The organism is Aquitalea pelogenes, from assembly GCF_041914625.1.
Taxonomy (GTDB): domain Bacteria; phylum Pseudomonadota; class Gammaproteobacteria; order Burkholderiales; family Chromobacteriaceae; genus Aquitalea; species Aquitalea pelogenes.
Genome location: NZ_JAYSDA010000008.1, coordinates 12615 through 33810 on the forward strand (window position 1 = coordinate 12615; position 21196 = coordinate 33810).

At 59.5% G+C, this 21196-nt stretch carries 23 protein-coding genes and 4 tRNA genes; 13 read left to right on the forward strand and 14 right to left on the reverse strand.

The annotated features are described in order from the left end of the window. Window positions 1-30: 30 nt before the first annotated feature. Both ACE3SE_RS08345 and ACE3SE_RS08350 read left to right on the forward strand, forming a co-directional pair. Entirely contained in the window at window positions 31-672 is a 642-nt protein-coding gene (locus tag ACE3SE_RS08345; protein ID WP_374554602.1) for a site-2 protease family protein, read from the forward strand. A 111-nt stretch (window positions 673-783) separates the two neighbouring features. Beyond that, complete coding sequence (locus ACE3SE_RS08350; RefSeq protein ID WP_045845576.1) at window positions 784-1980, forward strand: tryptophan--tRNA ligase; 1197 nt, start codon at window positions 784-786, stop codon at window positions 1978-1980. 478 nt (window positions 1981-2458) lie between these two features. Here ACE3SE_RS08350 and ACE3SE_RS08355 read toward each other — a convergent pair whose 3' ends face one another. Next, on the reverse strand, window positions 2459-3451 hold the full coding sequence (locus ACE3SE_RS08355; RefSeq protein WP_374554605.1) for an arginine deiminase-related protein: 993 nt from the start codon (window positions 3449-3451) through the stop codon (window positions 2459-2461). Window positions 3452-3551: 100 nt separating this feature from the next. Between ACE3SE_RS08355 and ACE3SE_RS08360 the strand changes: the two genes are divergently transcribed. The 6 genes from ACE3SE_RS08360 (at window position 3552) to greB (ending at window position 8811) form a co-directional block, all read left to right on the forward strand. Then, window positions 3552-4448 carry a LysR family transcriptional regulator gene (locus tag ACE3SE_RS08360; RefSeq protein ID WP_045845577.1) on the forward strand — a complete coding sequence of 299 codons (897 nt, stop codon included), beginning with the start codon at window positions 3552-3554 and terminating at the stop codon, window positions 4446-4448. Further along, a complete protein-coding gene (locus ACE3SE_RS08365; protein ID WP_045845578.1) occupies window positions 4445-5275 on the forward strand; it encodes a segregation and condensation protein A in 831 nt (276 codons plus the stop codon). The genes ACE3SE_RS08360 and ACE3SE_RS08365 overlap by 4 nt, the downstream gene beginning before the upstream one ends. Before the next feature lie 143 nt (window positions 5276-5418). Further along, entirely contained in the window at window positions 5419-6051 is a 633-nt protein-coding gene (gene scpB, locus ACE3SE_RS08370; protein ID WP_045845579.1) for an SMC-Scp complex subunit ScpB, read from the forward strand. Window positions 6052-6379: 328 nt separating this feature from the next. Further along, complete coding sequence (gene rluB, locus ACE3SE_RS08375) at window positions 6380-7627, forward strand: 23S rRNA pseudouridine(2605) synthase RluB (RefSeq protein ID WP_370302983.1); 1248 nt, start codon at window positions 6380-6382, stop codon at window positions 7625-7627. Further along, the gene (locus ACE3SE_RS08380; RefSeq protein WP_052693794.1) at window positions 7624-8190 is read left to right on the forward strand and encodes an NUDIX domain-containing protein; all 567 of its coding nucleotides are present in this window, start codon (window positions 7624-7626) and stop codon (window positions 8188-8190) included. The genes rluB and ACE3SE_RS08380 overlap by 4 nt, the downstream gene beginning before the upstream one ends. 66 nt (window positions 8191-8256) lie before the next feature. After that, window positions 8257-8811 carry a transcription elongation factor GreB gene (greB, locus tag ACE3SE_RS08385; RefSeq protein ID WP_045845581.1) on the forward strand — a complete coding sequence of 185 codons (555 nt, stop codon included), beginning with the start codon at window positions 8257-8259 and terminating at the stop codon, window positions 8809-8811. A gap of 77 nt (window positions 8812-8888) precedes the next feature. Here the strand turns inward: greB and ACE3SE_RS08390 are convergent, their stop codons facing one another. Then, window positions 8889-9344: a MarR family winged helix-turn-helix transcriptional regulator gene (locus ACE3SE_RS08390; RefSeq protein WP_045845582.1), complete on the reverse strand. Its 456-nt coding sequence runs from the start codon at window positions 9342-9344 to the stop codon at window positions 8889-8891. A gap of 199 nt (window positions 9345-9543) precedes the next feature. Between ACE3SE_RS08390 and ACE3SE_RS08395 the strand changes: the two genes are divergently transcribed. After that, on the forward strand, window positions 9544-10698 hold the full coding sequence (locus tag ACE3SE_RS08395) for an aminotransferase-like domain-containing protein (protein ID WP_374554609.1): 1155 nt from the start codon (window positions 9544-9546) through the stop codon (window positions 10696-10698). 71 nt (window positions 10699-10769) lie between these two features. On the opposite strand, the gene ACE3SE_RS08400 is transcribed toward ACE3SE_RS08395, so the two are convergent. Genes ACE3SE_RS08400 through minC form a run of 4 tightly spaced genes read right to left on the reverse strand, consistent with a single transcriptional unit; the run spans window position 10770 to window position 13531 of the window. After that, a complete protein-coding gene (locus ACE3SE_RS08400) occupies window positions 10770-11711 on the reverse strand; it encodes a LysR substrate-binding domain-containing protein (RefSeq protein WP_374554611.1) in 942 nt (313 codons plus the stop codon). A gap of 3 nt (window positions 11712-11714) precedes the next feature. Continuing rightward, window positions 11715-11972: a cell division topological specificity factor MinE gene (gene minE, locus ACE3SE_RS08405; protein WP_045845585.1), complete on the reverse strand. Its 258-nt coding sequence runs from the start codon at window positions 11970-11972 to the stop codon at window positions 11715-11717. Between the two features lie 3 nt (window positions 11973-11975). Then, complete coding sequence (gene minD, locus ACE3SE_RS08410) at window positions 11976-12788, reverse strand: septum site-determining protein MinD (RefSeq protein ID WP_374554613.1); 813 nt, start codon at window positions 12786-12788, stop codon at window positions 11976-11978. A gap of 20 nt (window positions 12789-12808) precedes the next feature. After that, window positions 12809-13531: a septum site-determining protein MinC gene (gene minC, locus ACE3SE_RS08415; RefSeq protein ID WP_131355484.1), complete on the reverse strand. Its 723-nt coding sequence runs from the start codon at window positions 13529-13531 to the stop codon at window positions 12809-12811. Between the two features lie 352 nt (window positions 13532-13883). On the opposite strand from minC, the gene ACE3SE_RS08420 reads away from it, so the two are divergent. Continuing rightward, a complete protein-coding gene (locus ACE3SE_RS08420) occupies window positions 13884-14456 on the forward strand; it encodes a phasin family protein (protein ID WP_045845588.1) in 573 nt (190 codons plus the stop codon). Window positions 14457-14706: 250 nt separating this feature from the next. On the opposite strand, the gene ACE3SE_RS08425 is transcribed toward ACE3SE_RS08420, so the two are convergent. Both ACE3SE_RS08425 and ACE3SE_RS08430 read right to left on the reverse strand, forming a co-directional pair. Further along, window positions 14707-15450 carry a hypothetical protein gene (locus tag ACE3SE_RS08425; RefSeq protein WP_374554616.1) on the reverse strand — a complete coding sequence of 248 codons (744 nt, stop codon included), beginning with the start codon at window positions 15448-15450 and terminating at the stop codon, window positions 14707-14709. Window positions 15451-15459: 9 nt separating this feature from the next. Next, the gene (locus ACE3SE_RS08430) at window positions 15460-16359 is read right to left on the reverse strand and encodes a LysR substrate-binding domain-containing protein (protein WP_374554618.1); all 900 of its coding nucleotides are present in this window, start codon (window positions 16357-16359) and stop codon (window positions 15460-15462) included. Window positions 16360-16576: 217 nt separating this feature from the next. On the opposite strand from ACE3SE_RS08430, the gene ACE3SE_RS08435 reads away from it, so the two are divergent. Then, the gene (locus ACE3SE_RS08435) at window positions 16577-16786 is read left to right on the forward strand and encodes a hypothetical protein (protein WP_374554620.1); all 210 of its coding nucleotides are present in this window, start codon (window positions 16577-16579) and stop codon (window positions 16784-16786) included. 91 nt (window positions 16787-16877) lie between these two features. Here ACE3SE_RS08435 and ppa read toward each other — a convergent pair whose 3' ends face one another. Beyond that, window positions 16878-17405, reverse strand: a complete 528-nt coding sequence (gene ppa, locus ACE3SE_RS08440) for an inorganic diphosphatase (protein WP_045845592.1) — start codon at window positions 17403-17405, stop codon at window positions 16878-16880. A 127-nt stretch (window positions 17406-17532) separates the two neighbouring features. Between ppa and coq7 the strand changes: the two genes are divergently transcribed. Beyond that, a complete protein-coding gene (gene coq7, locus ACE3SE_RS08445; protein WP_374554622.1) occupies window positions 17533-18153 on the forward strand; it encodes a 2-polyprenyl-3-methyl-6-methoxy-1,4-benzoquinone monooxygenase in 621 nt (206 codons plus the stop codon). A 134-nt stretch (window positions 18154-18287) separates the two neighbouring features. Here the strand turns inward: coq7 and ACE3SE_RS08450 are convergent. From ACE3SE_RS08450 to ACE3SE_RS08465, 4 genes are all read right to left on the reverse strand, one after another. Next, window positions 18288-18362 (reverse strand) — tRNA-Glu (locus ACE3SE_RS08450). 2 nt (window positions 18363-18364) lie between these two features. Next, window positions 18365-18441: transfer RNA gene (locus tag ACE3SE_RS08455), tRNA-Arg, on the reverse strand. A gap of 4 nt (window positions 18442-18445) precedes the next feature. Then, window positions 18446-18520, reverse strand: a tRNA-Glu gene (locus ACE3SE_RS08460). A 2-nt stretch (window positions 18521-18522) separates the two neighbouring features. Further along, window positions 18523-18599: transfer RNA gene (locus ACE3SE_RS08465), tRNA-Arg, on the reverse strand. Window positions 18600-18854: 255 nt separating this feature from the next. Between ACE3SE_RS08465 and ACE3SE_RS08470 the strand changes: the two genes are divergently transcribed. Further along, window positions 18855-20252, forward strand: coding sequence for an exonuclease domain-containing protein (locus tag ACE3SE_RS08470; RefSeq protein ID WP_374554624.1), 1398 nt, complete (start codon window positions 18855-18857; stop codon window positions 20250-20252). Between the two features lie 12 nt (window positions 20253-20264). Here ACE3SE_RS08470 and ACE3SE_RS08475 read toward each other — a convergent pair whose 3' ends face one another. Continuing rightward, entirely contained in the window at window positions 20265-21014 is a 750-nt protein-coding gene (locus tag ACE3SE_RS08475; protein ID WP_045845595.1) for a flagellar motor protein, read from the reverse strand. Window positions 21015-21196: the final 182 nt, after the last annotated feature.

Consider the following 21196-nt stretch of genomic DNA (forward strand, 5'->3'; position numbering starts at 1 on the left):
GGGTCAACGTTTTCATTTGAAAAAGAAGCCATGGGCGATACCTCTCAACTGATCCAGCAGATCAGCATTTATGCCTTGCCAGTTTTGCTGGCCATTACCCTGCACGAAGCAGCGCATGCTTATGCGGCCAAACGTTTTGGCGATGCCACGGCCTATATGCTGGGCCGCATGACGCTGAACCCGCTCAAGCACATCGACCCGGTGGGCACGGTGCTGCTGCCGCTGTTGTCGCTGATGATGGGTGGCGTGCTGTTTGGCTGGGCCAAGCCGGTGCCGGTGAATTTCGGCGCGCTGCGCAATCCACGCGTGGGCATGCGCTGGGTGGCTGCCGCCGGGCCGCTTTCCAACTTTGTCATGGCGGTGATCTGGGTGCTGCTGTTCAAGCTGGCCATCGTCATGGATAACAGCTATACCGAGCCGCTGGCGCTGATGAGCAAGGCCGGCATCAATATCAACGTGATGCTGATGGTGCTCAACCTGCTGCCCTTGCTGCCGCTGGATGGCGGCCGCATCGTGGAAAGCCTGCTGCCACCCGGCATGGCCTACAAGTATTCCCGGCTGGAGCCCTATGGCATGTGGATCCTCATTGCGCTGCTGTTTACCGGCGCACTGATGCCGCTGCTCAATCCCTTGAGCAAGCTGGTGTATCATCTGCTCAGTCTGTTTCTCTAACTTGCGGGAGGCCGCCTTGCCCGGTGGCCGACACAGCCTGTACCGTCCGCGCAGCAGCATGCGCAGCCCGGCACAGGCTTTGTCATTCCCGGACCATCTGGAAATCACACCATGTTTGCCAATCGCATCCTTTCCGGCATGCGCCCCACGGGCAGCCTGCACCTGGGTCATTACCACGGCGTCATCAAGAACTGGGTAGAGCTGCAATCCAGCCACGACTGTTACTTCATGGTGGCCGACTGGCATGCGCTCACCACCAATTACGACGACGTGGCCATCATCGAAAAGAGCATCTGGGACATGGTGATCGACTGGCTGGCCGCTGGTGTCGACCCGGAAAAAGCCACGGTGTTCATCCAGTCCAAGGTGCCGCAGCATGCCGAGCTGCATCTGGCACTGTCCATGGTGACTCCGCTGTCCTGGCTGGAACGGGTTCCCACCTACAAGGACCAGATCGAAAAACTGTCCACCAAGGACCTGGGCACCTACGGCTTCCTCGGCTACCCGCTGCTGCAGGCGGCTGACATCCTGGTGTACAAGGCCGGGCTGGTGCCGGTGGGCGAAGACCAGGTACCGCATATCGAACTGACCCGCGAAGTGGCCCGCCGCTTCAACAACCTGTTTGGCCGCGAACCCAATTTCGATGAACTGGCCCAGGCCGCTGCCAAGAAAATCGGCAAGCAGGGCAAGCAGTTCATGCAGCAGCGCACTGCCTATCTGCAAGACGGCAATGCCGAAGCCCTGCAAGCTGCGCGCGAGATTCTGGCCGCCAGCCAGAACCTGGGCGTGGCCGACCGCGAACGTCTGGCCGGTTGGCTGGAAAACAAGGGCAAGACCATCCTGCCGGAGCCGGAAGCCAAGCTGACCGCCGCCTCGCGCATGCCGGGCCTGGATGGCCAGAAGATGTCCAAGTCCTACGGCAACACCATCACCATGCGCGAATCGCCGGAGCTGGTGAGCAAGAAGGTGAAGGCCATGCCGACCGACCCGGCCCGCGTGCGCCGCACTGATGCTGGTAATCCGGAAAAATGCCCGGTATGGCAGCTGCATCAGGTGTACAGCGACAACGACACCCGCGAATGGGTGAAAAAAGGCTGTACCAGCGCCGGCATCGGCTGTCTGGAATGCAAGCAGCCGGTGATTGACGGCGTGCTGCGCGAACAGCAACCGATGTTCGAACGTGCCGAGCAATACCTGACCCATCCGGACCGGGTAAAGGAAATCGTGTTCGAAGGCTGCCGCCGCGCCGAGAAGGTAGCCAAGGAAACCATGGGTGACGTGCGCGCTGCGATGGGGCTGGGTTTCTAAAGCTTCAGCCTGGGCAGCGCTTGCAGTACAAGGCCGGAACGGAAGTTCCGGCTTTTTCATTTTCCGGGGGCGGTGATTACCCCAGACTGATAGCCATATTCTGTTTCATGCGGCTTTTTCACTACGAGAAATTTGGGGGAGCGCGGAGTGCGTATATGGTGGTGAGTGGCAGGGAGGTGGAGATTCGAACCGATATGCCCGATCCCTCGTTGGCACGCGCCGACTGAATGGCCACGGGCAAGGTTTTAAGCCACCGCATGTCTGAGCGGCGTGACGATAGCGCGCCGCGAGTTCGGTGGCGCCTTGGCCGTGGTCGGGCAGGCGGAAATACGCGGGCCGTCGAGGTCGCCTGGGGTTGCAAGGGGGCTGGCGAGGCAGCCCCCTTGCCTGCTGGCGGGCAGCCCCGCCATACCACGCAGCCACATTGTCTGGCGCGAGCCAAAGAGGCATGGAGGTGGCATTTTGCTTTGTTGGCTGCTTAGTGCTCCAGTCGAGGCAAAAACACCTCCGCCAGCATGCAGCGGCAACTGCCGCCACCGACTGCTTCAATGGTGGGGATGGGGTTGACCACCGGCTGGCCGTGACGCTCCAGTACCCGTTGCTGTTGCGGGGTGAAGCCATTCCAGGCGCGTTGCGACATGGCCAGGAGCGGGGTGCCGTCCTGTGCCGCCAGTTGCAGGATATTGCCGCAAAAGTGCTGTTCCACTTGTTCATGACTGATGTGGATCACCTCGTGGGTGGATTCCAGCGCGGCCAGCACCCGTTGGCGTTGTTCCGGTTGATACAGGCTGTCGGCGCAGATCACGGCGATATCCTGTCCCACCGACATCATCACATTGCTGTGGTAGATGGGGACGCCGTGGCTGTCGGCGGTGTCGAACAACTGCACATCGTCCAGACCACGCAAGCGGGCGTAACGGTACAGCGCCAGCGGATGGCAGCGCTGCGAGCGGGCGGCATACACCCGGCGGCGGGCATGGTCGAAAATCATCACGCCGGTGCCTTCCAGAATCAGCTCTTCTTCCCACGGATGGCCCACCCAGCTGATCTGGTTGATCTGGTAATCATGTTGCAGCAACAGCCGCGCCAGTTCTTCCACCCGCCTTTCCTGCCGGCGGTTGGGCGTGTGCATGGGGTAGATGTGCAAGCTGCCATCGGCGCTGGTAGTAAACCAGTTGTTGGGAAATACCGCATCCGGGGTGGGAATGCCGTCCGGGCTCTTTTCCAGCACCATCACCCGCAGGCCGTGGTCTTGCAGACGGCGGGTCATGGTGTCGAACTCGGCCATGGCCTGGGCGGTGACGGCGGCGGCAGGCAGGTTCAGCCGGTGCTGGAACACATTGTCGGCACCGGTCTGTTCGTTAAAGGCAAAGTCGACCGGGCGCACCATGACCACGGCGCGAGCCAGCTGCGGTTGTGCCGGGCGGTTCAGCGACAGCGGCTGAATCCAGGGCAGATTCTGATTTCCCATGTGATGAATTCGGGGCGGAGTGTGGAGGGTGCTGGTATAGTAGCCAGATCAAGATCAAACAAAAAGTTGGATTTGTTTGACATTTCCATAATGATTTGGAATGGATTTTCACCTAGCCGCCCTCAAGGCCTTTGTCACCGCCGCACGTGAAGCCTCGTTTTCCCGCGCTGCCGACTGCCTGCACCTCACCCAGCCCGGTCTGTCCAAGCGCATCCGCAGCCTGGAGGATGGCCTGCGGGTGGAATTGTTCGACCGCATCGGCCGGCGCACCGTACTGACCGAAGCCGGGCGCGCCTTCCTGCCGCATGCGCTGCGCATTCTGGCCGAGGCCGAGCAGGCCAGCCAGCTGCTGCGCAGCCTGCAACCGGCCCAGGTGGGCAAGCTGCATCTGGCTACCACCCAGCACATCGGTCTGTATTACCTCAAGCCCGTGCTGGCCGATTTTGTGCGGCAGTATCCCGGCATTGATCTCACCGTGGATTTCAAGACCTCGGCCGAAACCCACAAGCTGCTGTGTCAGGGCGAGCTGGAACTGGGCTTCATGTCCGAACCGCCTTTGCATGAGCAGGCGCTGGACTATGTGGCGGTGCTGGAGGAAAGACTGTGCTTTGCCGTGGCCGGGCAGCACCCGCTGGCACTGCTGGACTCCCTCACCCTGCAGGACCTGGCACGCTATCCCGCGCTATTGCCCGGCAGCAATACCCGCTGCCGCCGGCTGATTGAAAACCTGTTCCAGCAACAGGCCACCCCGCTGGATGTGCGTGAGCCGTCCAATTATCTGGAAGCCCTGCGTATGCTGGTGGAAGCGGGGCTGGGCTGGACAGCGCTGCCGGAAGTGATGATCAGCAGCACGCTGTGCCGTCTGCCGCTGGCCGAGCACGAACCCTCGCGCACTATCATGCTGGCCTATCACCGCAAGGTCAGTCTGTCCGGCCCGGCGCGGCTGTTTCTGGAATGGGTCAAAACCCACCCGCTTGGCGTAAACTCTGCCGCATGAGTACCCCGACCTCGCCCGACAACTTTGCCCTGACTGCGCCGGAATTGCCGGCCGGCCTGCCTATTGCCCATGTGTTTGGCCAGCCGGTGCTGGAAGTGCCACAAGACCTGTTCATCCCGCCCGATGCCTTGCAGGTGATTCTGGAAAGCTTCGAAGGCCCGCTGGACTTGCTGCTCTACCTCATCCGCAAGCAAAACCTCGATGTGCTGAATATCCCCATGGCCGACATCACCCGCCAGTACATGGGCTATGTGGATGCCATGCGCGCCGAGCGGCTGGAGCTGGCGGCGGAATACCTGCTGATGGCGGCGCTGCTGATAGAAATCAAGTCGCGCCTGTTGCTGCCACGCCCGCCGCTGGATGAAGAAGGCGAACCGGACGACCCGCGTGCCGAACTGGTGCGCCGCCTGCTGGACTACGAACAGATGAAGCTGGCCGCGCTGGAGCTGGACAAGCTGCCGCAGGCCGACCGCGACTTTGCCTGGCTGGCGGTATTGATCGAGCAGGGGGCAGAAGCGCGGCTACCGGATGTCGCTGCGGTGGATCTGCGCCAGGCCTGGCTGGCCATCCTGTCCCGCGCCAGGCACAAGCGCAGCCACAAGGTGGAAAAGGACGAGCTGTCGGTGCGCGAGCAGATGAGCTGGATTCTGCGCTACCTGACAGGGCGCGAATACGTGCCGTTCGAGGAACTGTTCGAAGTCGACAAGGGCGTGGCCCATCTGGTGGTCAACTTCATCGCGGTGCTGGAACTGGTGAAGGAAGGGCTGATCAAGGTCAGCCAGGACGCCGCCTATCAGCCCATCTATGTGCGCATCGCCATCAACTGATGCCGCCCACTGTTGCATACAGCACAGTCGCGGACGAATAGACAGTGTCGCTCGCGTGGATTTCATGTAAAATCCGCGCCTTCCCCCGCGCAATGTATTTCGCTCCCGTACCCCGCAAGCCGGGCCGGGCGATATCAGGTCCGATGACCACCATCACCGACTTAAACTATCTCAAGATCGTGCTGGAAACGGCATTGTTGACCGCGACGGAACCCTTGTCGGTATCCCAGCTCAAAAAGCTGTTTACCGAAGACATCAAGGCAGCCCTGCTCAACGACATCCTGGAAGACATCCAGGCTGACTGGCGTGGCCGCGGTGTGGAACTGGTGAAACTGGCCAGTGGCTGGCGCTTTCGCGCCCGGGCCGAATTCACCCCCTACCTGTCACGGCTGAACCCGGAAAAACCGCCGCGTTATTCGCGTGCCGTGATGGAAACCCTGGCGATTATCGCCTACAAACAACCTGTTACCCGTGGTGATATCGAATCCATCCGTGGCGTGTCGGTATCCACCAGTGTGATGCAAACCCTGCTGGAGCGGGGTTGGATTGAAGTAATCGGGCACAAGGACGTGCCCGGCCGGCCGGGGCTGTATGCCACCACCCGCAAGTTTCTGGATGATCTTGGCTTTGTTTCGCTAAGGGATCTGCCACCGTTGGCAGACTTGGGAACACTGGTCATACCCGATGCCCAGCCACAAGAGATCGGCAGCGAAGACGCCGAAGACACTCTCCCCCTCGACGATGAGGCGGACAATCTGGAGCCACTGGCAGAGTAGCCCGTGCGCTCGTACTGAAAGAGCATGATTTATGTCTACCAAAGGACAAAACAACGCCCGCCAGCCGGTGGCGCGTGTAAAGGGCCGCGAAAGCACCAGCCAGCGCCGTCAGCCTGACGCCGCACGTGGCAATGCCCCGCAGCAGCAAGGCCGTGGCAAGCCGGGAGGCTTTGGCAAACCGCGCAACCCGCAAGAAGCCGGTGGCAAGCCGCAAGGTCGCCGCCCGGCACCGCGCGATGCCTATGGCAACCTGATGCAGCCGCAAGCCGGTGCCGCCCCGCACGAAAGCGCACCGCTGTTCAAGATGAGCCGTGCCGAACTGGCACAAATGGAACTGCAACGCCAGGCCCGTGGCCTGCCGCGTGATGAAAACGGCGAACCCAACGGTAATGTGGCCGAGCCGAAAAAACCGGCCAGCAACCGCCGCAAGGAAACCGTGAACCGCCGTGGCGAAGTACAGGCCAAGCCCGCAGGCACCGGCAAGCGCAACCAGTCGGAAAACAATCGCCAGCAACAGGCTGCCCGTCGTCAGGAAAAGGCCGAGCGCCTGCAAGCTGAAGGTGGCGAAGCCCTGCAACACGAGCGCCGCTTTGGCAACAAGAATGCCGCCATGCCGGTGGCCGATGGTGAACAAAGCCCGCGCGAACAGCGTCGTGCTCCCGCCGCGGGCAAACCGCGTGCAGAAGGCAAGTCGCTGGTGATCAAGGCAAAAAAGTTGCGTCTGCGCAGCCCGAGTCAGGACGTGAAAGAAAAGTCCAAGCGGCTGCGCGAGGTACGCCTCGACAAGGAACAGATTGAACCGGTACGTCTGCAAAAGGCGCTGTCGGCATCCGGTGTTGGCTCCCGTCGCGAGATGGAAGAGTGGATTGAAGCCGGCTTGGTGATGGTCAATGGCAAAAAAGCCAATCTGGGCGACCGTGTCGGCCCGGAAGACCGCGTCACCGCCAAGGGCGACGTGATCAAGCTCAAATGGGCTGACCGTCTGCCGCGCGTCATCATGTACCACAAGCAGGAAGGCGAAATCGTTTCGCGTGACGACCCGGAAGGCCGTGTCAGCGTGTTCGACCGCCTGCCACAGGCCAAGAGCAGCCGCTGGGTGGCCATCGGCCGTCTTGACGTCAACACTTCCGGCCTGTTGCTGATCACCACCAGCGGTGAACTGGCCAACCGCATGATGCACCCCAGCTTCGAAGTGGAGCGTGAATACGCGGTGCGCGTGCTGGGCGAGCTGACCCCGGAAATCGCCAAGGAAATGACCGCCGGTGTCGAGCTGGAAGACGGCCCGGCTGCCTTCCAGCGCGTATTCCAGCGCGGTGGTGCCGAAGAAGGCGCCAACCAGTGGTACAACGTGGTGATCAAGGAAGGGCGTAACCGCGAAGTGCGTCGCATGTTCGAACACTTCGGCCTCACTGTCAGCCGTCTGATCCGCGTCCGCTTTGGCAACCTGGGCCTGCCCCCGCGCCTGAAGCGCGGTCAGTTCTACGAACTGAACGAAGCCGAAGTGGCTGCGGTGATGAAATGGTCTGACCTCACCATGACCGGCCGCAAGAAAACCCGCGGCAGCAAGGGCGAGTGAGCCGCCGCCATTGGCCGTCGCTGACGGCACTGGCGACGCGTGCAGGCAAATGGGTGGCTGCCTTGCGGTCACCCGTTTTGCATTCTGACGACGTGTCGCATCAAGGCAGGCAGCAGGCAACCCTGCCTGGGGCGGCTGCCCGCTTGCTGGCTGGCAAGCGCGGTCCGCGTGCCTCGGTGGTCATCATCCAGGATGGCCGGCTGTTGATGATGCAGCGCATCAAGAATGGCAAGGAATACTATGTCCTGCCCGGCGGCACCATCAAGTCTGGCGAAACCCCGGCCATGGCCGCGGTGCGAGAGACGCGCGAGGAAACCGGGCTGAATGTCTGGCTGGCCGAGCAGCTGGATGTACTGGAACACAAGGGACGCATCGAGCACGTCTTCCTGGCCAGCAAGTTTCGTGGCACGCTGCGCCTGGGCGGGCCGGAACTGGCACGCATGACCGAGGACAACCAGTATCATTTGCTGTGGCTGGACTATCAGCAGTTGCAGCAGTTGAAACTGCGGCCGAAAAACCTGCTGATGTATTGCCAGGAATGGCTGTTGCCGCCGCACAAATAATGGCTTGATGAACCCGCCGTACCGCTTTCACGCAAGCGGACTGCAACCCAAGGCTGGAAGATTCGCATGAGCAAGGCATTTACCCGAGAAAACGACGAAGCAGAAGACGATCTGCCAGCCGAACAGCGGCTGCCCGCGTCCAGCAAGAACTACATCACCCCCGGTGGCTGGTTGCGGCTGAAGGACGAGCTGTACCAGCTGGTCAACAAGGAAAGGCCGGAAGTGGTGCAGATCGTCAACTGGGCTGCCAGCAATGGCGATCGCTCGGAAAACGGCGACTATCTGTACGGCAAGCGCCGCTTGCGCGAAATCGACCGCCGCATCCGCTTTTTGACCAAGCGGCTGGAGCTGGCCGAAGTGGTGGACCCGGAAGCCCGTGAGGCGACAGATCAGGTGTTTTTCTCCGCCACCGTGCTGATTGAGCGCGGCGATGGCAGCGAGCAATTGCTGCGTATTGTCGGAGTGGATGAAATCGATCTGTCGCGTGGCCATATCAGCTGGATTTCACCGATTGCCCGCACACTGATCAAGGCGCGCGAAGGCGACACCGTGCTGTTTCGCGGGCCGGATGGCGACGAGGATATCGAGATCCTGGAAGTGCGCTACGAGAAAATCAGCTGAACCCACCAGGTTTGGTCACAAGCAAAAGCCCGTGCAGTTTGCACGGGCTTTTTTGCGTCCGGGGCTGCGTATTGTCCCTAGTGCTTGCCTTCGTCTGGCTCCTGACGGCCAGCCAGCTGGCTGTTGACCGCCATCCAGTCGCGGGTGGCGGTGTCGCCAATGCGGCTGAAAGCCTGGCTGAGCAGGCGGGCTTGCTCCTTGTGCAGGGCTTCTTCCAGCTTGCGGCCTTCGCTGGTGAGCGACAGTTGCTTCACCCGTTTGTCGTGGCTGGCCGCCACGCTGGCAATCAGCCCCATTTCCACCAGCTGGCGCAAGGGCATGTTGATGGCCTGCTTGGTGACATCCAGCGCACCCAGCAGGTCCTTGACCGACAGGCCGGGATAGCGGGCCACAAAGAACAGGATGCGGTGATGAACGCGGGCCAGGCCACGGCGGGCCAGTATTTCATCCGGCTTGGCGGTAAACGCCTTGTAGGCATGGAAGAACACTTCCATCGCCGCGCGCAGGTCAATCGAGCTATCAGTGTCAGGCATGTTGACGACTTCCCCGCCTAGGGGTAAATTAGGTCAAAAAAATTGACGTTTATTGTTCGTTGGATTGGCACAGCAGTAAACCATATGGCGGTAGCAGCCCAACAACAACACTGCTACAGGAGCTCCGCTTCCGTAGGCTTACCACCCTCGGCCACGGCGATATGGTTGACATACTGATGTGACAATCAGGGAGATTACCATGTTTTCAGAACGTATCGAACGACTGATGGGTTCGCTGATCCGCGAAATTCTGGCCGCGGCACAGCGCCCTGAAGTCATTTCCTTTGCCGGCGGCCTGCCGGCAGCCAGCTGTCTGCCCAAGCTGGACTTTACCGGCATGCCGCAGTCACTGGCGCAATATGGCACGACCGAGGGTGAACCGGAACTGCGTGAGCTGATTGCTGCCCAGGCGCGCAAGATGGGGCTGGACTGTACTGCCCAGCAGGTGCTGGTGCTGTCCGGCTCGCAACAGGCCATCGACCTTGCGTCCAAGCTGTTCATCGATCCGGGTACACCGCTGGTGACCGAAGGCCCCACCTATCTGGCCGCCTTGCAGTCATTCAAGCTGTTTGGTGCCAAAATCACCGCCGTGGCACAGGAAAACGGCCAGCTGTCGCCGGACAAGCTGGATCAAGCCCTGCGTACGGCCAAGCCGCGGCTGACCTATCTGATTCCCAGCTTCCAGAACCCGTCCGGTGCCTGTTACAGCGAGGAAAACCGCCGTGCACTGGCCGAGGTGATCGACAGCCATGGCCTGCCGGTTTACGAGGATGATCCGTACCGCGCACTGTCCTACGATGGCGAAGCACCGGCACCGCTGGTGAGCCACCTGAAGAACACGCCGTGGATTTATGCCGGTTCCTTCTCCAAGACCCTGGCACCGGGCTTGCGCGAAGGTTATCTGATTGCTTCGCCGGAACTCTACCCGCATCTGGTCAAGCTCAAGCAATCCACCGACCTGCACAGCAATCGTCCCGGTCAGTGGTTCATTGCCCAGCAACTGGCCAGCCCGGATTTCCCGGCTCACCTGCAATCCTTGCGCGATACCTACCGCGTTGGCCGCGATGCCATGCAGCTTGCGCTGGAAAAGCATTTTGCCGATCTGGCAGACTGGCAGGTTCCCAAGGGTGGGCTGTTCTTCTGGCTGACGCTGAAGCGGCCGCAAGATACCCGCGAGCTGCTGAAAGTGGCGCTGGCTAAGTGTAATGTCGCCTTCATGCCGGGTGAGCCGTTCTACCCCGATCCGGAAGATGGCATTGGACATTTGCGGCTCAATTTCAGCCACGCAGCACCGGAACGGATTGAAGAGGGCATTGCGCGACTGGCTGCCTTGGTACGTGCTGCACAAGACTGAGTCCCTTCGGTATTGGCCAACAAAAAGCCGCTCAAGAAGAGCGGCTTTTTTCTTGCTGCAGTTGGCTGGTTTCAGCTGCCGATAGGCCCTGCGCCTTCCAGCATGGTCACCCCGGCAAGGCCGGAACGGAACACGGCATGTTGCAGGGTTTCCACCGCCTTTTTACGGAAGAACTGCTTGCGGGTTACCAGCAGGACCCGGCGCTCGGGTGCCGGAGCCTCGAAGGGGACTACCGACAACAGGCTGTCATCGCCGGGGCCGATGGAGGTGGATGGCATCACCGTCACCCCCATGCCGCTGGCCACCATGTGGCGGATGGTGTTGAGCGAGCTGCCTTGCAAGGTGCTGGCCAGGCCCGAGTGGTGGTTCTGCTTGCTGGCCAGTTCGCTGCATGCCTGCAACACCTGATCGCGGAAGCAGTTGCCCTGGGTCAGCAGCAGCACGCTTTCGTCGGTCAGCTGGCTGGCATTGACGCAGTCCTGCTTTTCCCAGGGATGACCCTTGGGCGTGGCCACGACAAAGGGCTCGTCATACAGCGGCCAGGCCACCGTACCGGCTTCTTCGAACGGGTCGGCCACGATGATGGCGTCCACTTCACCGCGCTTGAGCATTTCTGCCAGACGCGCGGTGTAGTTCTCTTCCAGGATCAGCGGCATGTCCGGTGCCAGAATGCGCAGCGCCGGAATCAGCCGTGGCAGCAAGTAGGGGCTGATGGTGAAGATCACACCCAGCTTGAGCGGCCCCACCAGCTCGTTCTGGTGTTCGCCGGCCAGTCGCTTGACGGTTTCGGCTTCCTCCAGCACGCGCTGTGACTGCTCGATGATGCGTTCACCAATTTCCGTCACCGCCACTTCCTGGCCACCACGCTCGAACAGGGTGATGCCCAGTTCGTCTTCCAGCTTCTTGATGGCGATGGACAAAGTGGGCTGGCTGACAAAGCAGCTTTGTGCGGCGCGACCAAAATGGCGCTCGCGCGCCACGGCCACGATGTAGCGGAGTTCGGTCAGCGTCATGGTTTAGCGTTGATGCTCCGGCAGTACGATATTCACTTCCAGTACTTCGAAGTCGTCCTGGCGCTCCACCTGTACCTTGATATCGTCCAGATTGACCGACACGTACTTGGAGATCACCTCCATCAGCTCGCGCTGCAGTGCTGGCAGATAGTCCGGTGCGCTGCGGCCATTGCGCTCATGCGCCAGGATGATCTGCAGACGCTCTCTGGCAATGGCAGCGGTTTTCTGTCGTTTGCCGAACAGGATGTCGATAAGAGACATGGTTTAACCTCCGAACAGGCGCTTGAGCAAACTCACTTTGGGTGCATCAAGGAAGCGCATGGGGCGATCTTCGCCCAGGAAACGTGCAATCACGTCAGAATAGGCTTCGGCTACGTCGCTGCCCTTCAGATGAATGGCAGGGGTACCGGAGTTGGAGGCTTGCAGTACGGTTTGCGATTCCGGAATCACGCCGATCAGCGGCACGCGCAGGATTTCCTTCACGTCATCCACCGACAGCATTTCGCCCTTGTCCACGCGGGCAGGGGAGTAGCGGGTAATCAGCAGGTGCTCTTTCACCGGCTCGCCACCTTGTTCGGCGCGGCGCGATTTGGAGGCCAGAATGCCCAGGATACGGTCGGAGTCGCGTACCGAAGAGACTTCCGGGTTGGTGACGATCAGCGCTTCATCGGCAAAGTAGAGCGCCATCAATGCGCCTTTTTCAATACCGGCCGGGGAGTCGCACACAATGTACTCAAAGCCGCTGTCGGCCAGATCCTTCAGTACTTTTTCCACGCCTTCCTGCGACAGGGCATCCTTGTCGCGGGTTTGCGAGGCCGGAATGATGTACAGGTTGTCGCAGTTCTTGTCCTTGATCAGGGCCTGGTTCAGCGAGGCTTCGCCATTCACCACATTGATCAGGTCGTATACCACGCGGCGTTCGCAACCCATGATCAGGTCCAGGTTGCGCAGGCCGACGTCAAAGTCGATCACCACGGTCTTGTGGCCGCGCAGGGCCAGGCCGGAGGCAAAGCTGGCACTGGTGGTGGTTTTGCCGACACCACCTTTGCCGGAAGTCACGACGATGATTTTTGCCACGGTAAATCCTTTGATGTGAATTATTCGCCAAGCGCGGTCATGACCAGGCGCTCGTTCTCAAGTTGAATCTGGGTCGGCTTGCCCTTGATGCTCTCCGGCAAGGCCTGTTCGATAGTGCGATAGACGCCGGCAATGGAAACCAGTTCGGCTTCCATGCTGCGTACAAAAATGCGTGCGGCGGTATTGCCCCGTGCACCAGCCAGCGCACGGCCACGCAGCGGGGCGTAGACATGGATGTTGCCATCAGCAATCACTTCGGCACCGGCGCTCACCATGGCCAGTACCACCAGATCGCAGCCACGGGCGTAAATCTGCTGGCCGGCACGTACCGGCCGGTCCACGATCATGGTGCCGGGCGGCGGTGCCACCACGGCGGCGGCTTCTGCCGGTTTGTTCTGGCTTTCGCTGCTGCTTTGGGTGGAGCGGGCCGGCGTTACGCCACGCACATAAGCCAGGCCGTAGCGGCTGGCCACTTCCGCCATGGATGTTTCCGGATGACGCAGGGCAACCACGCGGATGCCATGACGGCTGAGCATGGGCAGCAGCCGGCCGTATTCGGTGTCGGCAGCTTGCGGCAGGCCTTCCACATCCAGCAAAAAGGCTTCGGCCGGTGCATCACCGGCCGGACCGAAGCGGGCATCCAGGGCGGTGGTGAGTTCTTCCAGATTGTCCGTGTGGAGAATCAGGGCCAGCAGATCGAGGCTGGCAGATTTGATGTCAAAGGCGTTGGCCGCAGAGCTCATGGGTAGGCTTTATATAAATAGATTTCTTCTATGGAGCGAGTTTACTGGCTTGCACTGCCCCTTTCAATGGCGCTGAATCAATCTGCATGCGGTGAGGGGTCTGCATTTTGCGCTGCAAAAAAAATCGTTGACGCCAGCGCCAGGAAATAGTCTTGCAACTGTAATGCTTTTGGAATGTTGCTGTTGTAAAAACACATACAAAATAGCTGTTTAGCTGATTGTGCGCTGCAACATTTTCTTGACCGCATACGCTGCTTTGGTTAAATTACGTTTGCTGCTGTGCAGCATCGGCGGCGAAACGGTTGTTGTGACTGTAAAGCTGAGTTGTATATCGACATTTCCAGGAGTAGCCATGTTTACCAATACCCAAGAATTCTCTGCTCTCGGCCAGGCGCAATTTGACAAAGCCGTTCGCCTGTCCTCCATCGTTCTGGCCGGTGCCGAACGCTTCGCCAGCCTGCAGCTGGAACTGACCCGCAAGCTGCTGGACAGCAATGCCAAGCATTTCAAGGCATTGACCGAAGTGAAGGACCCGAAGGCATTTGCCGAACTGCAAACCAGTCTGGCACAACCCAGCCTGGACCAGGCATTCAGCGTGGCACGTGAAGTGTACGATGTTGCCGTTGCCACCCAGGGCGAACTGACCACTTTTGTGGAAGAGCAACTGGCAGAACAGAACAAGCTGTTGCTGACCAATCTGGATCGCCTGTCCAAAAACGCACCGGCAGGTTCCGATGTTGCAGTTTCTGCACTGAAGACCCTGGTCACCAGCTCCAACGCCGCTTTTGAAAGCGTGTCCAAGACCGCCAAGAAAGTAAGCGCTGAAATTGCTGAAGCCAGCGTGGAAGCTGCCAGCAAGCAAGCCAAGGCTACCGCTGCTGCAGTAAGCCGCAAAAAGCCGGCTGCTGCTACACCTGCTGCCTGATCCAGCTTGGCTGAACGATAAAAACCCGCCATCTGGCGGGTTTTTTTATCAGATTAAAACCCCTCTCTCGCTTTCAGAAAGGAAAGCGAGGCTCCCTTACAAGGTAAGGGCGGGGGGATAGGGATTGGATGGGAAGGCTGCGGAATATAGTGCTTAATCGGAAGGCCCGGCTTTGCCGGGTCCAGCACAAATGTACCAATACTTTGTCTGCAGCCTGAAAACCCGCCATCTGGCGGGTTTTTTTGTTTGCTCAGTCCGCTTTGGGTGGCTGTTTGGGCTGCAAGACAGCAAACACCTGCTGCAAGATGTCATGCAAGGTGTCGCGTTGCTGCATGGCCAGCACAATCAGCAGGGCCAGATTGGCGGCAAAGTGCGTCTGGCTGGCGTGTGGCAGGGCAAAGCGTTGGCGCACTGAGGCGCTGTCAGCGGTATCTGGCGCAATGCCGTGGCTGCGCAGATAAGCCTGCGAAAGCTGCAACAGTTTGTCAGCGATTTGCCATTGCTGCTGCATCAGTGCTTCCCAATCGAGCAGTTGCGGGTTTGCTGTCGGAGGAGATTGCTGCCATGCCAGTTGCCAGGCGTGTTGCAAGGCTTGCATTACATGATGGGTGTAGCGCGCACTGCCAGAGGGGCCGCAGTGTAGCCAGGCCCCGGCCAGCGGAGCGCAATGATCCAGCCACTGCACGGCAGCAGGAGAGAGTGGTGCGCTGCTGCCGCACAACAGCATGAAGCCCAGTACTTCGCCTTGTGGCTGCCAGCTGGCACAAATTTCCACCAGTTGCTTGCCATGCTGGCGGCAGTGTTCGCTGCGTGCCGCCAGTGCCTGACTGTCGTCTGTTGCCAGATCCAGCCAGCAATTTTCCGCAAGATAGCCCTCCCAGTCAGGTGGCAGCCACAGCGGGCTTTCCTCCGGCACCTGGCACGGCAAACCGGCTGCCAGCAATCGCTGGCAGGTCCAGTGCAGTTGAGGTGAGGTGCCGTGAGGCTGAAACATGGGTGAGCCTTAAATGAGCAATTGCCTGTTCTGAACGGCAAGACCAAGATTGTTGATAAACCAGCCAAGTGCCTTGCCTGGACATTCTTCTTTCCAGGCATAGAACATTTTGGTGCAACTACGTTTTTCCTTCAGTGATTTTTCCACAAGTTGGCCACTTTGCAGATAAGGCGTGGCAAGCATGCGTGGCAAATAGCCGATTCCGAGCCCTGCCACCATCAAGGCCAGTTTGGCATCCAGGGTGTGGACGGTGAGGACGTCCTGGCCATCCAGAATCCCAGCTGTGCGGGTGGGCAGGCGGCGCGAGGTGTCTCCCAGCGAAATGATGCGGTGCTGGCGCAGGGTATGGGCCGCCAGTGGTTCCGCCGCGCAGGCCAGCGGGTGATTCGGGCTGACCAGAAACGCAAAGTCGATGGAGCCGATTTCACGGAAGAAGTAATCCCCGGCCGGTGGATGTCCCGGCGCTCCCAGTACCAGATCGGCACGCGCGTCATACAGCGCATCCCAGATGCCGCCAAATACTTCGCGGTTAAAGCGCAGCTGGGTGCCGCTGCCCAATTCGTCAAAGCGCTGGATCAGCGGAATGAGCTGTTCGAACGGAATGAGGTCGCCAATGGTGATGACCAGCTCGCTTTCCCAGCCTGCCGCCTGTTGCTGCAGCCGGTGTTCGACACTGCGTGCGGCATCCAGCAGGTAGCGTCCGTCGCGCAGCAGCAGCTCACCCGCCGGGGTAAGCCGGGCGCGGTGACCGCTGCGGTCGAACAACGTGATATCAAGGTCCTGTTCCAGTTTCTGGATGACATAGCTCACCGCAGAGGTGACGCGGTGCAATTCGTCCGCAGCTGCGGCAAAGCTGCCGTTACGGTCGATGGCATCCAGAACCAGCAGAGCATCAAGGGATAATTTCATGTTCAAAATTATTGAATGAACTGTTCAGATCATTTCGCTATGAATGGGAATTTATCGCGTTTAATATTCACTTCACCAACCCGATGCAAGTAAATAAGCCAATACTAGCAAAGTAATTCTACGTATTCATGGCGAATTGTCATCAAAAAAATTGAATATTTTTTTATGACGCGTGGCTGTTAATGCTTGCATTCATGCTTAATGAATGGAGTGAATCATGTTGAAAAAATTGATGCTGGCTGTTGTTGTTTCCAATGCTCTGGTCGCCGTTGCCATGGCCGACAGCGATGTACGCAGCCGTCCGGACAAGGATGTCCTCAAGCGTTATGAACAACAAATGAGCCAAAGCGATGCCCAGCGCAAGGCTGCTGATGAGTATGCTGGCAAGGCTATTGCCGCCAATCCGGCAGACTACCGTAATCATTGATCCGGTCAGGCAAACAAAAACGCCAGTGCATGCACTGGCGTTTTTTTGTCCGTGGCGGACACAAGCCTGCAGTGCAGGCCGTGTGAAGCAATTACTTGCCGAAGCGTTCAATGCCTTCCACCAGTTCGGTCTTGGCATCTTCCAGCGTGCCCCAACCGTGGATCTTGACCCATTTGCCTTTTTCCAGATCCTTGTAGTGCTCGAAGAAGTGCACCATCTGGGCACGCAGCAGTTCCGGCAGGTCTTCCAGCTTCTGGATGGACTTGTACATCGGGCACAGCTTTTCCACCGGTACGGCAACCAGCTTGGCATCGATGCCGCCGTCGTCTTCCATCTTGATCAGACCCAGTGCGCGACAGCGGATCACCACGCCCGGCGGCAGCGGGAAGGGGGTAACCACCAGCACGTCAACCGGGTCGCCATCGCCAGCCAGGGTTTGCGGCACGAAGCCGTAGTTGGCCGGGTACATCATGGAGGTGCCCATGAAACGGTCAACCACCAGGGTGTTCCACTCTTTGTCGAATTCGTATTTGATCGGCGCAGCGTTGGCGGAGATTTCGATCACGACGTTAAAGTCGCCCGGCATGTCTTTGCCCGGGCCGATGAGTTCCAGGTTCATCAGGCAGAATCCTTTGTTAATGGTGGTTGTTTACACGGAATTTCTTGCAGGATTATATCAGCAGCTGCCGTGTTGTGCGGTGCACAGGTATAATCTTTGACGGATTTGTGCACCAATCGGGAACACTATGTTTGACACGCTGATTACCGAATTTGACAAGGGTTTGCGCACCCTGTTTGCGCCGGCGCAAAGCCAGCGTCCACGGCCGGATGCCGGGCTGGATGAGGCCGAACTCAGCGCCGAGGAAAAGCGTCATGCCATCGGCCTGATGCGGGTAAACCACTGTGGCGAAGTGTGCGCACAGGCGCTGTATCAGGGGCAGGCCCTGACTGCACGCAATCCGGCCGCGCGCGAAGCCTTGCAGCATGCCGCATTTGAAGAAGTGGAACACCTGGCCTGGACCGAGCAGCGCATTCGCGAGCTGGGTGGTCAGCCCAGTCTGTTAGGCCCGCTGTGGTACACCGGCTCGCTGGCTATTGGTGTGACGGCAGGCTTGCTGGGTGACAAGTGGAATCTGGGTTTTCTGGAAGAAACCGAACACCAGGTTGGCGCGCACCTGGATAGCCACCTGACTGCCTTGCCGGCAGCGGATGCCAAGAGCCGTGCCATTGTCAGTCAGATGCGGGATGACGAACTGCGCCATGCCGACATGGCGCACGAATATGGTGCGGCCCGCTTGCCGGCACCGGTGAAGGGCTTGATGAAACTGACAGCCAAGGTGATGACGGTCAGCAGTTACCGGGTTTGATGCCTGATCAGGACATGTGTTGAAGATGCCACCTGCGGGTGGCATTTTTGTTGACTGATGGAATGCAGCAAAGTGGCTTTGGTGGCCGGAAATGAAAAAAGCCCAGTCTTGCGACTGGGCTGATTTCTGAATCCTGGCGTCCCCACGGGGAATCGAACCCCGGCTACCGCCGTGAAAGGGCGGTGTTCTAACCGCTAAACTATAGGGACTTTGGTGCACCCGGAGCGATTCGAACGCCCGACCCTTTGGTTCGTAGCCAAATACTCTATCCAACTGAGCTACGGGTGCAAAGTGGCGTCCCCACGGGGAATCGAACCCCGGCTACCGCCGTGAAAGGGCGGTGTTCTAACCGCTAAACTATAGGGACTTTGGTGCACCCGGAGCGATTCGAACGCCCGACCCTTTGGTTCGTAGCCAAATACTCTATCCAACTGAGCTACGGGTGCACTGTCTCGCAAGACGTTTTGTCTTTCGAGAGGGCGAACTATACCGATACGGTTTTTTAGTGTCAACACTTTTGCAGCAATTTTTTTTCCGGACTGATCGGGCGGCTTGGCGACACTGTTGCAGGCAACACAGCAAAACCACGATGGTTGCATCGGCAGGCCGTGGGGCGGTGTTAAGATGGCGCGCTTACCCGCCATGTTGCAGCCGGCTGATACCGGCTGTCCGCGCTTTGATGATTATTCCGACGAGATTGCATGCTGTTTGATATTCCCTGGGCGATTGTCGACCTTGAAACCACCGGTGGCCATATCGGCCGCGACCGCATTACCGAAATCGGCCTGATCCTGCTGGATGGCGAGCGGCAGCAGCGTTATCAGACCCTGGTCAATCCCTTGCAGCCGATTCCGCCCTTCATCGAAAACATGACCGGCATCAGCAATGCCATGGTGGAAGCTGCCGCGCCGTTCAGTACCATTGCCGCCGATTTGCTGCCCATGCTGCAAGGGCGTTTGTTGCTGGCGCATAACGTCCGTTTTGACTATGGCTTCTTGCGCAACGAGTTCCGCCGTGTCGGGCTGCGCTTGCAAAGCGCCACGCTGTGCACGGTCAAGTTGTCGCGGCGTCTTTATCCCCAACACTTCAAGCACAATCTGGACAGCATCATTCAGCGGCATGGCCTGCAACTGCCAGACCGGCACCGGGCAATGGCGGATGCCGAAGCCTTGTTGCTGTTCCTGCAGGCAGCCTGTGCCGAGCTGGGCGAGGCGTCAGTAAAGGAAGCCATCCAGCATGTATTGGCCCAGCCCGAGCTGCCGCCCGGCGTGGATGCCGCATTGGTGGATGACCTGCCCGACCTGCCGGGGGTCTATACCCTGTGGGGCGAGGCCGACCAGGCCTTGTACGTGGGACGTGCCAGCAATGTGCGCGCCAAGGTGGTGTCGCAACTGGCGCAGGATGGCAAATACGGCAAGCAGCCGGTGATTGGCCGCACGGTAACGCGCATCAGCTGTCAGGAGACGATAGGGGATCTGGGCGCGGCCTTGCTGGAACAGCAGCTCATGCGGCAGCTCAAGCCGTTTTACAACCACCGCAGCCGTCTGGCCAGCGAGGTGTGCTCCATCCAGCTGGATCATGCGCAAGGCGAATTCCTGCGGCCGATGATAGTCATGGCCGAGCAGCTGGATTTCAGCCGTACCGCCGATTTGTATGGCTTGTTCCGCAGCCCGAAAGAAGCGCGCAAGGCGCTGGCTGACATTGCCAATGGTCATGCCCTGTGCCAGTCGGTACTGGGGGTGGAAACGGTGACCACGCGCAAGGGCGCGGGCTGTGTGGCGTTGAAAGGCGGGCGCTGCCGGGGAGCCTGTGTCGGGCGCGAAGCCGCGCCCTCACACAATATGCGCTTGTTGCAGGCCTTGACGCGCTTGCGGATCAAGGCGTGGGAGTTTCCCGGCCCGCTGGCGGTAGTGGAAACCGATGAAGTGACCGGCAGTGCCATTGAGCATGTGTTCGATCAATGGTGCTATCTGGGCTCGCGCCCGGCTGGGGAGAGCAGCTTGCAGGGCAGTCCGTGCTTTGACATCGATACCTACAAGCTGCTGGATGCCTATCTGAAAAAGCCCAATCCCAACAGCAGCTTGCGTTTGTTGTCCTAGACGCGGGCTGGCTTATTCGTGCATGGCCTGGAAGCCGCGCAAGCGGCTTTCGATGATGCGTGGGTTTTCGCCATTGGCGATGGCCACCAGGCCTTCCACCACCATTTCCTTCATGGCGATTTCCGCTGCCACCAGGTGCTTGAGCTTGTTGGCCACTGGCAGGAAAAACAGGTTGGCCGAGCCTACGCCATACACGGTGGCGACAAAGGCCACGGCAATGCCGGCACCCAGTTTGGAAGGGTCGGACAGGTTTTCCATCACGTGAATCAGGCCCAGCACCGCGCCCAGAATACCCATGGTGGGCGAGTAGCCGCCAGCGGATTCCCACACTCTTGCCGCTTGCTTGCGGGCGTGTTCGAACATGCCGATTTCCACTTCCATCACGCCGCGCAGTACTTCCGGTTCGGCTCCGTCCACTACCATTTGCAGGGCTTTCTTGGTGAAGGGATCCTTTTGCTGGGCGACATAGCCTTCCAGTGACAGCAGGCCGCCACGGCGGGCAGTCTGGCTCCAGTTCACCACTTCGCGGATCAGTTTTTCATTGTCTTGCGGCGGCGGCTGGAAAATCCACTTGAGCATGCGGATGCCGGCGACAAACTGGCGCGGGGTGCTTTGCAGCATGACGGCGCTCATGGTGCCGCCAATCACGATCATGAAGGCCGTCAGTTGCAGCAGGGAGCCGATATTGCCCCCTTCCAGTGCCTGGCCGGCGATGATGGCCGTCAGGCCCATGACAATGGCAATGATGCTGATCTTGTCCACGCTTGATTCCGTTATCGTTGTCTGTGCAAGCAGATGGCTTTACAGCCATTTCAGGCTGCTGACAAAGTTATTTGGTGCGATTGTACTGGCCCCGGCAAAGCCGGGCCTTCTGACTAACTGCTTGATTCCGCAGCCTTTCCATCTATTCCCAATCCCCCCACCCTTTCCCTGAAAGGGAACCT